Source organism: bacterium (assembly GCA_040753085.1).
Lineage (GTDB): Bacteria > UBA9089 > JASEGY01 > JASEGY01 > JASEGY01 > JASEGY01.
This window is the reverse complement of the sequence record JBFMHI010000080.1, coordinates 1-11,857: the sequence shown is the minus strand read 5'-3', so window position 1 is coordinate 11,857 and position 11,857 is coordinate 1. Positions and strand designations below refer to the sequence as shown.

The window sequence follows — 11,857 nt, the reverse complement described above, 5'->3', positions numbered from 1 at the left end:
ATTTTGCTCACATCTATCTTGCCTACCAAATTGATTCTCTCATCATCAAGGGCAAATCGGGCATAGTCTACGGTAAACTCATCCGAAAGCCTCTTTAAGGTTATATCAAACTCTCCCATAGCCTTATCCTTTTTCTTTTCTTTTTCGTATCTACTCAAAATCAAGTTGAGAACTTGTCAATTGTGAGCCCGAACGGAATGAGGGAGGGCGCAATCCGTCCTGTTTCGCCTTCGGCTCGCAGTCCTCGCATTACGACACGGCCTTTTCAAGGGTAACTACTCAACTTAGTTTTGAGTAGTTACCCTTTTTCTCAGACTCCAACTTCAACTCAATGTTTCTAAGACGCCCCAAGGGAGCTTTGTCCCATGGTTTTTTATTATATAGCAACTGTTCGCAGTTTGTCAAGCATTTTGAGGGATTCAGGCTGAGAAAGGCAAAGAGTGAGAGAGGCTATGTAGAAAGGTGTCTTATAGTTTTATCTATGTTTGGGTTGTGATAGGGTTAAATACTCCTTAGATATACCCTCAATTTTAGCCATCTCGTGCTCTAATCTTTCCCTGAGTTCTTCCAGTTGGGCCTTAGTAAGCTTTGGAGGAACAGTTATGGGTTCTCCATAAATGAATATCCCCCGACTAAAGGGATAAGGGATAATGAAGCGGTCCCATGATTTAAGGGTAATCTTTGGTTGGGCCTCGTAGGTAAGGGGAATGATTAATGCCCCCGAATGTTGGGCGATTTTAATTATACCTGGTTGAACCTGCTCCGGTGGTCCTTGAGGTCCGTCCGGGGTGATGGCCCCATCCCAACCGGCGCTCATTTGTTTAATAAGCTGGGCCGCCGCCCTTAGACCGCCCCGGCTGCTCGAACCCCGAATGGGACAAGAACCGGTTAATTTAAGAATCCGGCTGATATACTCCCCATCTCTGCTCGGACTGACGATAACATTTATGCCCCGATGTCTGAGACGATAAGCCGTCAAAAGGATTCTGCTGTGCCAGAGACAGTAGATCAGCCTCTGACCTTTTTGACGAAATTCATCTACCCTTTCCTCTCCCACTACCTTGAGACGGAGAGTCAAACCAATAAGATAAAGAATAAGGGTGAAGATAAAAGAACTAAACCCAATAAAGAGTCTATTTCTAACTATCTTACGACGAATTCTTCTCTTGATTTCCTTATCTTTTCGGGTTTTTTGGGGTATTTGGTGGGCTGAGTAATTACTTCTCATGTGGATAACGCATGTTGTAAGAGGATTTGAGTGGCCCATTGATTAAGATTCATACCCGCTTTGGTGGCGGCTATTGATATTTTTTGATGATCTTCCGGAGTAATACTCAAAACAAAATGACTTGATGAAGGCTTTTTCCCTATCTCTTGGCAATCCTCTAAATATTCATCTACGGCTGCCTGAAAAGACTCTTTTAATTCCTCTCCAGATTTACCTTCAAACACTATTACATCTATAATATTGGCTACTCTTCCATGGAATATTCCATCCTCTTCATCGTATTCAATTTCAGCGGTATATCCTTTATATTGCATAATCTATTCCTCCTGCTGTTATTAAAAAATCCCGTAAGCCTTTAACGGCATAGCGTTTCAATTCATTTTGCGGATGTGGTTCATGGATATTGAACGATATACCCTTTAGATCAAACCTTCTGGCCGAACCTCTTTTATGTCTAACCGAACCTCCCAAGGCCATAATAAGAGACACTACCTCATCCCATTTAATATCTCGCCGGATGGGTTCTTCAAAGATAGCTTCAAGTGTCTTCTGATGCTTACTTTTCATTGGTCTGATTGCTTAGATTCAATTATGTTGTAATCAGGGTGGGGCAAGAAACCCGTTTTCTCAGAAAAAACGGGTATAAGGGCTAAACCGCCACGATGACCATTCCCCCATTATCGGCTTCCTCCAGGATACGGTCTCTTTCAACCATCAGGGTCATTTTAGCCTCAATAGCCAGCACCGCGGCCTTAACTTCGGCCATAGTGCGGACTGTCTTTATACCTACTACCGGGACATCAAACCGAACATCATGATAAGGACGACTTACCTTAACCACCACTACCCCGTCCCCACCTAATTTTCCTCCCCGTCTAATAGCGGCATCGGTCCCCTCGATGGCCTCTACCGCCAGAATAGTTTGTTTCTTGATCACTACAGTCTGACCAATATCCAGAGCGGCTATTTTCCGGGCCAGGGAAGAGCCATATTCAATATCCTGCCATTGGTGCGGTTCCGGCGCCTTCTTAGTCAAAACCCCTTTGGCCGGCTGCCACTCCGAGAGATACCTGGTCTGATCTAAGACATTTATCTCTTCTCCCTCTAATTCATTAACTATGGCTTGCATAATAGAGGTATCATTTCTGTCCGGCAGTCTTTTAAGCAAGGAATAAGCCCGTTCATCCAGGTCAGGTTGAGTAAAAAGTATGCCTTTATCCAGTTTGCCAATCATAATAACTTCTTCCACCTCTTCCCGATGTAAGGTCTGAATGATTTTATCTATCCTACCCAAAGCCAGGTGGTAAACCCGCTCTATTTCTCCCTCTCCCTCGAAGCGATTATCGCCGCTCAAATCTATGACGACCATCTCCCTTTCCTTCTTTTTGATCTCTCTGGCCAGAAGTAAAGGGATATCCCCTGCCCCGGCAATAAGGCCCAGCTTTTTCATAAAAACATCCTCTCTCTCACCACACCGCCTGTCCCTCATACAAGGCCTTATATAATCCCCCGCCGGCCAACAGTTCTTCATGCCGGCCGACTTCCACAATCCGTCCATTATTGATAACCACGATTCTATCTGCCCTGACCACAGTGGAAAGCCGGTGGGCCACTACAATGGTGGTCTGGTTTTTCATTATCCTGGCCAGGGCCTCCTGAACTAAGGCCTCGGATTCTGTATCAAGGTTTGAAGTGGCCTCATCGAGGATGAGTATGGCCGGCTGTCGAATAATGGCCCGGGCAATAGCCAGCCTTTGCCGCTCTCCCCCGGACAGTTTAACGCCGTCTTCTCCAATAGGGGTATGATATTCATTCTCCAGTTTAATAATAAAGTTATGGGCATTAGCCGCTTTGGCTGCTCTGACGATCTCATCGAAAGAGGCGTCAGGCCGGCCATAAGCAATATTTTCAGCGACCGTGCCGGAAAAGAGGATGGTCTGTTGGGGAACGACCGCAATCTGCTTCCTTAAAGATTTCAAATCTACCTTCCTTAAGTCATAGCCATCGATCACCACGCTGCCGGAGGTAGGGTCAAACATCCTGGGGATGAGGTCTGTTAGGGTGGTTTTCCCTCCCCCTGATGGCCCGACTAAGGCAATCGCTTCCCCTGGTTTAATCTTCAGGTTTATCTGATGAAGCACATTTTGACCATTATAACCAAAAGAGGTATTTAGGAACTCTATCCGGCCGGATAACGACTCTAACTTATGAGCCTGGGGAACTTCAGGCAAGGTCTCCTGAAGGTCAATAACTTCAAAGATGCGGGTTCCGGCCACGGCCGCTTGTTGAATAGCCATATTGGCCCTGGCTAAGGTTCGAATGGGCATAGAGATAGTGAGTAAGTAAAGGGCAAAGGTGATCAGATCGGCCGTCGTCAGGCGGCCGGATATAACCTCGTGGCCTCCATACCAGAGAACGATGATAATGCCCATCGAGCCTAAGAACTCAATAGAGGGAGTAGAAGCCGCCTGTAATTTGGCCCCTTTAAGATAAAGCCTGAGGTATCGCTTATTTTCTTGCTCAAATCGAGTATTTTCATAATTCTCTTGGCCAAAGAGCTTGACCACCTGAATACCCTTGATAACCTCTTCCAGGAAGGCGGTTAAATCGGCTATCTTTTCTTGAATTCGCATAGATACCCGGCGCATCTTCCGACCGAATTTACTGATAGTTATGGCAATAAGTGGTCCCAGGACAAGGGAAAGCAAGGTCAATTTCCAGTGAAGATAAAAGAGGAAACCGATTCCGCCTAAAAGAACTAACGGCTCTTGAATGAGTTTAACTACGGTTGAATCAATGAAGCTTTGAAGGATATTCACATCATTGATAATCCTGGACATCATTTCCCCGGTTCGCCGGCTGATATGATATTTTAAAGACAGGGTAGTGAACCTGGTAAATATCTGGTTTCTAAGGGTGAAAATAATTCGCTGGGCCACATAGTTCATCAAGAACTGTTCCCCATACCGGGCTAAGGCCAGGAGGAAAACAATGATGGCGGCCGTTAAGATAACCAGGTTCAAGCCGGCCAGGTCACCTGTATCTAAGGATTTTTTGATAAGATTACGTATCATCCACGGCAGAGCCAGAGTGCAAACCGAGCCTGCCCCCATACAGACAAAAGCCAATAAAAGCATCCATCGGTATGGTTTAAGATAAGTTAAAAGTCGCAAGTAAGCCTTCATTTATCGTGATCCCCTTATTGGTAGAGTGGAGAGTAGAAAGTAGAGAATTGAGACCTTTCAGTTCCCAACTCTCAGCTATTATATCCATCAGTAGTTGGAAAGTCAAGGAAAAAGTGATTGACTTTGTTGTTACTATGGGCTATACTTATAAACGACGTAACTACTCTGGCACACTGGATTGATTCGGGAGTTGAAAAAGTTAAAGGGAGGAAATAGAAAATGGATATCTCCTCACTAAAAATAGAACACACCGGGCAAATCAAATGCGCAGAGGTGGAATTTGGAGACTTGACCATTTTAGTCGGACCTCAGGCTACAGGAAAAAGCATTTTCCTGCAGTTTCTTAAACTTGTCGCCGACACCGGCTATATCCACGGTCAGCTAAAAAAGCATGGCATTGATTGGAAACGTAGTGATACGAAAACCTTTCTTGATATTTACTGGAGAAGGTATGGGCGGTATTTGGCTTCAAGGTACGAATACCGAGTCCCCCAGTAAATTAACTGTCAATGGTCAGCAAGAAGACCTTGCCGAATTGGCGAGTCCGCGTCGTCGGATTCAAAAATCTTCCTTGTTTTATATCCCGGCCCAACGTGTGCTTTCCCTTGCCAACGGTTGGCCGCGTCCATTTACAGGCTTTGGTAGCGAGGATCCGTTTACTGTGCGAGATCTTAGCGAAACTTTTCGTATTTTAATGGAACAAGAATTTGGCCGCACTGATGTCTTGTTCCCTAAAACAAATCGGCTTAAGAGGGAGTATCGGGATCTCCTGTCAAAGCATGTGTTCGGCGGATTCGGCCTTCGGGTTGATAGGCATGGCGCTCAAAAAAGGTTAGTCTTGCAGCAGAGAGAGAAAAGCAAATCCATCCCTTATATGGCATGGTCGGCAGGCCAAAGGGAATTTGTGCCGCTGTTGATGGGACTATATTGGCTTATGCCTGGGGCAAAGGTGAAACTAAGAAAAGATGTGGAAAGGGTGGTAATTGAGGAACCGGAGATGGGTCTGCACCCGGATGCCATCTCGGTCGTCCTGTTGCTGGTTTTGGAGCTTCTTTGGAGAGGATACAAAATCTGTCTCTCCACGCATTCGCCGCACATTCTGGATGTCGTGTGGGCTATGCGTGTTATCGCGGACCGTCAGGCTGACTTCACAAAACTGTTGGAAGTTTTTGAGGTCCGAAAGTCGGATTCAATGAAACGTGTTGCTGAATCAGTCGGGCAGAAGACAACTAAGGTTTACTACTTTACTCCCGACGGAAATACAAAAGACATATCTAATCTCAATCCAAGTTCAACCGAGTGGGGCGAAGCTGGATGGGGAGGGCTAACTGAGTTTAGCGGGCGGGTTAACAAAATTGTGGCCACAGTGGTTAATGATTCATCAAAGGATAATAATTAGAACATGTTATGAAATTTGAGACAATCATAAAAAGTAACCGTTCAGCACATGATGCTGGATGCTGGATGCTCGATCCTCGATCTTCGATGCTCGATCTTCGATGCTGGTAAAGGATCCAGTATCCAGGATCGAGCATCGAGCATCGAGTTTGTGCCTTAGTGGCTGAATAGTTACGGATTTCAGGAGGCACGTGGTATGAAAAGGCTGCTCTCTTTGGAAGGAAGCCAGCTTTTAGCCCAACTGGAAGGGAATTTAAGGGGAGGCAACGGTGTTGGCCCTGGACGCCTTTTTGATGAACTCTCCCACCCTTTATCCCGGCTTTTTTTTAAAATTGGACTCGGCGCCCGCGCCGTGCTAATTCTCTCGTGGCTGACCGGGATATGGGCCATTATCGCCCTTACCAAACCGTGGCCTCAATCCATCCAGGGAGCGATCCTGATTCAGCTCTATCTGCTTCTGGATTACACCGACGTTCGACTTGTTCGAACCTGGGGGCTAAACAACCTTTATCTAAGACGGATAGATCATGTCGGAGACCGGCTGTTTGATTTTGCCTTCCTGGCCGCCCTGATTTTTAACCACTATTCTCAAGGCGCCAATCTGACCGGACTGGCCTTTGGTTTTTTAGCCATTCTCTCCAACTTTCTGATTTATTACACCGGCATAACCTTCCTTCTCATTATTCCAGCCAAAATCAGGCAAGCCGATCCGGAAAGGATAGGGAGATTAGACGCCCTTTTTCTTCAAAAAGAAGTAGTCTGGAATTTTGGCCGGGATATTATCTTAGGCTTGATAAGTCTTGGTGTAATCATTAACCAGATAAAGCTGATGCTTTCTCTGGTCCTGGCAGCCGCCACGGTGTTGTGGATTGCCCAGTCATGTAAGTTGTGGTGCTTGCTTCTTCGAGGAGGTAACCGTTCAGCCACAGATGCACACAGATGAAACACGGAAAATCCGTGAGCCGTGTCCGTGATTCGGGTCTGTCCTTAGGCTGTAGGGACAACCCTTGTGGTTGTCCGTCTACGGAACGGACATGGACAAGCACGGACAGGGACAAGCCCTGTCCCTACACTTCCGCCTTCTGTCCTGTGTTATTTATCCGTGCTAATCCGTGCAGCTATACCTGAACGGTTACTCGAGGAGAAAAAGCAAGCGGGTAAAGGGCTGGTGTAAGACCTGTCCTTTTTATCCACTTACGTGAAATAATGCTTGACATTGCTGACTAATTAGTTTATAATGAGGACACTTTATTTGGGTTGGTGAACAGCATTTAAGGTAACCGTTCCTCCGATGGTGCTCGAGGCGGGTAAAGGAACCAGTATCGAGGATCGAGGATCGAGGCTCGATACTCGAGGCTCGTTTGTGGCGGCGGGAGGCCGCGCGATGATTACCACTTTCAAAAAAGGCGGAATTCATCCACCTAAAGGTAAAAATTTGACCCGGGACAAGGCGGTTCGGACCCTGCCTCCCCCTCCACAAGTTGTCCTGCCTTTAAGTCAGCATCTGGGCGTCCCCTGTGAGTCCAAAGTAGCCAAAGGCGATGTAGTGAAAGTCGGACAGGTGATTGGTGAAAGCCCTGCCTTTGTTTCCGCCTCCATTCATGCCAGTATTGCCGGAAAAGTGACTAATGTTGGCCCTATGCCTAACCCGGTGCTGGGACAAGCCCCGGCCGTCACCATTGAGTCTGATGAGACGGATACCTGGGTGGAGTTAGGCCCTGAACGAGACTGGAAGAAACTTTCATCGGAAGAGATATTAGGCAGTATTCGATCGAGCGGCCTGGTTGGGCTTGGCGGAGCGGCTTTCCCTACGCATGTGAAGCTTTCTCCGCCCAAGGACAAACCGATTAAGGTCTGTATCCTTAATGGGGCTGAATGCGAACCTTATCTTACCGCTGATTATCGTTTGATGGTAGAAGAGACGGACAAGATCATTACCGGGTTGGCCATTATGATGAAGGTCCTGGGCGCCGAAGAAGGTTATATTGGGGTGGAGGATGACAAACCGGAAGCCATTACTTTACTTAAAAAAGCCGTAGCCAAAATGAATATAGAAGTAGTTACCCTGGAGGCAAAATATCCTCAAGGCGCAGAAAAACAATTGATTGCGGCTATAGTTGGCCGGGAGGTCCCCTCCGGAGGGCTGCCCATGGACGTAGGGTGTGTCGTTCAAAATGTAGGCACCGCCGCGGCTATTACTCAGGCAGTAACTACCAGAAGGCCGTTGATTGACCGGATAGTGACGGTGACGGGCCCCGGTATAGCCAGTCCTCAAAACATTCGGGTCCGTTCAGGAAGTTCCTTTTCTTTTGTCATCGACCAGTGTGGAGGGCTAAAGGGTGAACCCGGCAAGGTGATTATGGGTGGGCCTATGATGGGGATAGCTCAGGCCAGCCTTGATGTGCCGGTAATTAAAGGCACTTCCGGTATTCTTGTCTTTCCGAGGGCCGAGATTCCCCCTGACCAGCCAGGCCCCTGTATAAGTTGCGGCCGATGTCTGAGGGCCTGCCCTATGTCTCTTATGCCCAGCATTATTGGTATTCTGGCCGAGAATGAACGATTCGAGGAAGCCAAAAGATATAATCTCCTTGACTGTGTTGAATGTGGCTGTTGCGCCTATGTCTGCCCGGCCCGGCGACCTATGGTGCATTTATTTAAATATGCCAAGGCAGCCCTGAGAAAATAAAGCCCAGAATACAGAACAGAGAACACAGGGCCGCGGAATTCCACCATCTGCTATCTGTATTCTATTAGGGGAGTTTCCTATGAAAGAATCAAAACTGATAGTATCTGCCTCGCCTCACTTATGGTCTTCGGATACGATATCCCTCATTATGTGGGATGTGGTTATTGCCTTACTGCCGGCCACTATTGTGGGGCTGGCCCTTTTTGGTCTGCCGGCCCTGTTTGTTACCTTGACCTGTATCTTTGTGGCCGTAGTAGTAGAAGGGCTTTGTCAGCGCGTGATGGGGCGGAAAGTAACCATCGCTGATGGTTCAGCCGTAGTTACCGGTTTTCTTTTGGCCTTAAATCTTCCCTCAGGCGCCCCTTTATGGATGGCCGCCGTAGGTTCAGTCGTAGCCATCATCATAGGCAAACAGGTCTATGGTGGACTCGGTAACAACCCCTTTAATCCGGCCCTGGTAGCCAGGGTCTTTTTGCTTATCTCCTGGCCTCTGCAGATGACGACCTGGCCTGAACCAACCCTGAGGCAGAGCGGGCTGGATGCAGTCACTACGGCCACCCCCCTGGGGGTGTTAAAGGAGAAAGGCATCGAGGCGATAGCCCAAATCCCCCTTATTCATAGTTTCTTAGGTAATGTAGGCGGATGTATCGGTGAGGTATCTGTTTTGGCCCTTTTGATTGGGGCGATCTATCTCCTCTGGAGAGGCCATATTACCTGGCATATACCCTTAACCTTCATTGCGGGACTGGTCCTCTTTACCGGTATTTTTTGGTTATATGATGGAACTCAATACGCTAACCCTATTTACCATATCTTGAACGGCGGCCTTTTCTTAGGGGCGTTCTTTATGGCCACTGATATGGTGACTACACCTATCACCACCCGGGGGATGATTATCTTTGGGTTGGGTTGCGGGCTTATTACCGGGCTAATCCGTTTATTCGGCGGGTATCCAGAGGGCGTCTCTTTCTCTATCCTGCTGATGAATGCCTTTACCCCCCTTCTGGACAGGTGGAAATTTACTCATCCGACCAAATATGGGGAGGTGAAATCCGGTGACTGAATTGTTGAGGTTAGTGCTTACTTTGACTCTGGTTAGCGCCGTGGCTGGTTTTGCCCTCTCGGTGGCTGAGGAAAAAACCCTGCCCGGCCGAGAAAAACAGGACCGGTTGGCCAAATTGGAGGCCATAGAGGCGGTTCTTCCCCCTCACGATAATCAACCTGATCAGCCTGATCAAGAACTTGATATGCTTGACGGCCAATCAGACGGCCGCATCAGATTGGAGGAGACTGATTTTTATGTAGCCAAAGATGATCAGCAAATTATGGGTGTGGCTTTCAAACAAGAGAGTTCTAATGCTTATTCCGGACGGATTGAAGTTATGCTGGGAGTAAATCTGGAAGGAACCCTGACCGGAATTGATGTGGTTAAGCATCTGGAAACCCCTGGCCTGGGGAGTAAGATCGACGATCCGGAGAAAAATAACACCTTCAAAGAGCAATTTAAAGATAAGTCTTTGACCAACTCTAAGTTAGTAGCTGATAAAATTGCCGTTAAGAAAGACGGCGGAGATATTGAGGCTATTAGTGGGGCGACTATTTCCCCCCGGGCGGTATGTGAAGCGGTTAGTAAGGGACTCCGTCTATTTGAAAAGGTTAAAGATGAATTTGCCACAATTAACCCTAATATACCCAAATAAATGGGTGATAATTCGGGTTCATTCGTGGCTAAATAGTTGCAATTTAAGAATGGAGGTTGAGGCAGATGAAGAGCCAGGAAGAGAGAGAGCGATTGGCCGCCGAAATTGAGGCTGAGATAGAGAGAATCAAGGCTTGTAATATGGAGTTAAAGGAACGGATCCTCAAATTAGAAGCGGATTTTAGAAAGACAAAATCTGATATGGAGGCCAAAGTGGCCGAGTTGCAAGCCAGGGTAACGAGTCTGGAAAGAGAATTAAGAGAAAAAGTTGCCGCCATGAAAGAGAAGGTCTATCGAGAATTGATGGCCTTGAGAGCCGAGGTAAAGATGAGCCTGGAAGCCAGAGAGGCCTTTGAACATCTTAGGGCCAGAGAGGAATTCTTGAATGATTTCATAGAAGAAGAGGATGAGCTCTTCAGTCCGCCCAGCGTTCACTAAAGTTCAACCTGTGAAATAGGTTGAAATAAAATGCCAGAAACAGATATGCAAGCTCTCTACAAACAGGTCGCTCCTACGGAGCTTTATTCATATTAGCTCCAGAGGAGCGGTCTGTTTGTAGAAAGATTATACCCCCCACAACAAATTAGCTCCAGAGGAGCGACCTGTTTATTCTCTTCATCACCCTAAGTGGGGGGATATTTGTCCTCCTATTTCACAGGTCGAAACTTTAAGGGAGAGGATGTATGTCTATCGCTAAAGATTTCAGCAAAGGTATTATTAGTGAAAATCCTATATTCAGGATGCTTTTAGGGCTGTGTCCGACTCTGGCTGTAACCACGTCAGTCTTAAACGGATTGGCTATGGGCGCTGCGACCACTGCTGTTTTATGTTGTTCCAATCTGGTCATTTCTATTCTCAGAAAATCAATCCCAGCCAAGGTAAGGATCCCTACTTTTATAGTGATTATTGCCGCCTTTGTCACCATTGTTGATATGGGAATTGCGGCGATCGACTATAAGTTATACAAGGCATTGGGACTTTTTATCCCCCTTATTGTGGTTAATTGTGTGATCCTGGGACGAGCCGAAGCCTTTGCCAGCAAACACCCCCCGATTCCTTCTCTGGCTGATGGTTTAGGAATGGGGGTGGGTATTACCCTGTCGTTGACTGGGGTGGGGGTTGTTCGGGAGATCTTAGGTAACGGCACTATTCTGGGGGGGGCTCTTTTTGGGGCGGCTTATCAACCGGTGTTGGTTATGATTCTTCCGCCGGGGGCCTTTTTGGCCTTAGGGTGTCTGCTGGCCTTGATTAATAAATTGACCGGAGAGACGAGTTAAGTGAGGAGATAAGACTGATAGAATTTGAGAAAGTTACATCGGAGAGCTTATCTTTGCCTCCTGAAAGAAGGGCTCAATTAGCGGAAATACTTATCCAAAGCCTGGATGAAATAGAGGATAACGAGATCAAGTCTGCCTGGCTATCCGAAATTCAGCGCAGAGATGAGGAAATCAGGTCTGGCAAAGCGGTTTGCAAGCCAGCCGATCAGGTTCTTAGAGAAGCTCGTGAACAACTTCGATGCCTTAAATAGAAATCCATGTAACCGTTCAGCCACAGATGCACACAGATGAAACACGGAAAATCCGTGAGCCGTGTCCGTGATTCGGGTCTGTCCTTAGGCTGTAGGGACAACCCTTGTGGTTGTCCGTCTACGGAACGGACAT

14 protein-coding genes are annotated in these 11,857 nt (G+C 47.2%); 9 read left to right on the top strand and 5 right to left on the bottom strand.

Features of this window, described 5'->3' with window-relative positions; translation table 11 throughout:
* Positions 1-475: 475 nt before the first annotated feature.
* From AB1797_09090 to AB1797_09070, 5 genes are all read right to left on the bottom strand, one after another.
* Positions 476-1,228 (bottom strand): lysophospholipid acyltransferase family protein, encoded by a 753-nt coding sequence (locus AB1797_09090; GenBank protein MEW5767765.1) that lies wholly within the window; start codon positions 1,226-1,228, stop codon positions 476-478.
* Positions 1,225-1,542, bottom strand: coding sequence for a type II toxin-antitoxin system HicB family antitoxin (locus AB1797_09085; protein MEW5767764.1), 318 nt, complete (start codon positions 1,540-1,542; stop codon positions 1,225-1,227). Before AB1797_09085 ends, AB1797_09090 begins: the two co-directional genes overlap by 4 nt.
* The gene (locus AB1797_09080) at positions 1,532-1,795 is read right to left on the bottom strand and encodes a type II toxin-antitoxin system HicA family toxin (GenBank protein MEW5767763.1); all 264 of its coding nucleotides are present in this window, start codon (positions 1,793-1,795) and stop codon (positions 1,532-1,534) included. Before AB1797_09080 ends, AB1797_09085 begins: the two co-directional genes overlap by 11 nt.
* Before the next feature lie 82 nt (positions 1,796-1,877).
* Positions 1,878-2,678, bottom strand: a complete 801-nt coding sequence (gene lpxI / locus AB1797_09075; GenBank protein MEW5767762.1) for a UDP-2,3-diacylglucosamine diphosphatase LpxI — start codon at positions 2,676-2,678, stop codon at positions 1,878-1,880.
* Between the two features lie 16 nt (positions 2,679-2,694).
* Complete coding sequence (locus AB1797_09070) at positions 2,695-4,413, bottom strand: ABC transporter ATP-binding protein (GenBank protein ID MEW5767761.1); 1,719 nt, start codon at positions 4,411-4,413, stop codon at positions 2,695-2,697.
* Between the two features lie 219 nt (positions 4,414-4,632).
* Here AB1797_09070 and AB1797_09065 point away from each other — a divergent pair, with 219 nt between their 5' ends.
* The 9 genes from AB1797_09065 to AB1797_09025 all read left to right on the top strand — a co-directional run bounded on the left by AB1797_09065 (position 4,633) and on the right by AB1797_09025 (position 11,724).
* Positions 4,633-4,911 carry an AAA family ATPase gene (locus AB1797_09065; GenBank protein ID MEW5767760.1) on the top strand — a complete coding sequence of 93 codons (279 nt, stop codon included), beginning with the start codon at positions 4,633-4,635 and terminating at the stop codon, positions 4,909-4,911.
* The gene (locus tag AB1797_09060; GenBank protein ID MEW5767759.1) at positions 4,805-5,812 is read left to right on the top strand and encodes an AAA family ATPase; all 1,008 of its coding nucleotides are present in this window, start codon (positions 4,805-4,807) and stop codon (positions 5,810-5,812) included. The genes AB1797_09065 and AB1797_09060 overlap by 107 nt, the downstream gene beginning before the upstream one ends.
* 195 nt (positions 5,813-6,007) lie before the next feature.
* Positions 6,008-6,754, top strand: a complete 747-nt coding sequence (locus AB1797_09055; GenBank protein ID MEW5767758.1) for a hypothetical protein — start codon at positions 6,008-6,010, stop codon at positions 6,752-6,754.
* A 348-nt stretch (positions 6,755-7,102) separates the two neighbouring features.
* Entirely contained in the window at positions 7,103-8,497 is a 1,395-nt protein-coding gene (gene rsxC / locus AB1797_09050; GenBank protein ID MEW5767757.1) for an electron transport complex subunit RsxC, read from the top strand.
* A 79-nt stretch (positions 8,498-8,576) separates the two neighbouring features.
* Positions 8,577-9,560: an RnfABCDGE type electron transport complex subunit D gene (locus tag AB1797_09045; GenBank protein ID MEW5767756.1), complete on the top strand. Its 984-nt coding sequence runs from the start codon at positions 8,577-8,579 to the stop codon at positions 9,558-9,560.
* Positions 9,553-10,197 carry an RnfABCDGE type electron transport complex subunit G gene (locus tag AB1797_09040; protein ID MEW5767755.1) on the top strand — a complete coding sequence of 215 codons (645 nt, stop codon included), beginning with the start codon at positions 9,553-9,555 and terminating at the stop codon, positions 10,195-10,197. The genes AB1797_09045 and AB1797_09040 overlap by 8 nt, the downstream gene beginning before the upstream one ends.
* A 65-nt stretch (positions 10,198-10,262) precedes the next feature.
* Positions 10,263-10,634: a hypothetical protein gene (locus tag AB1797_09035; GenBank protein MEW5767754.1), complete on the top strand. Its 372-nt coding sequence runs from the start codon at positions 10,263-10,265 to the stop codon at positions 10,632-10,634.
* 245 nt (positions 10,635-10,879) lie between these two features.
* On the top strand, positions 10,880-11,473 hold the full coding sequence (locus AB1797_09030) for an electron transport complex subunit E (GenBank protein MEW5767753.1): 594 nt from the start codon (positions 10,880-10,882) through the stop codon (positions 11,471-11,473).
* 53 nt (positions 11,474-11,526) lie between these two features.
* Positions 11,527-11,724 (top strand): addiction module protein, encoded by a 198-nt coding sequence (locus tag AB1797_09025; protein ID MEW5767752.1) that lies wholly within the window; start codon positions 11,527-11,529, stop codon positions 11,722-11,724.
* Positions 11,725-11,857 lie beyond the last annotated feature (133 nt).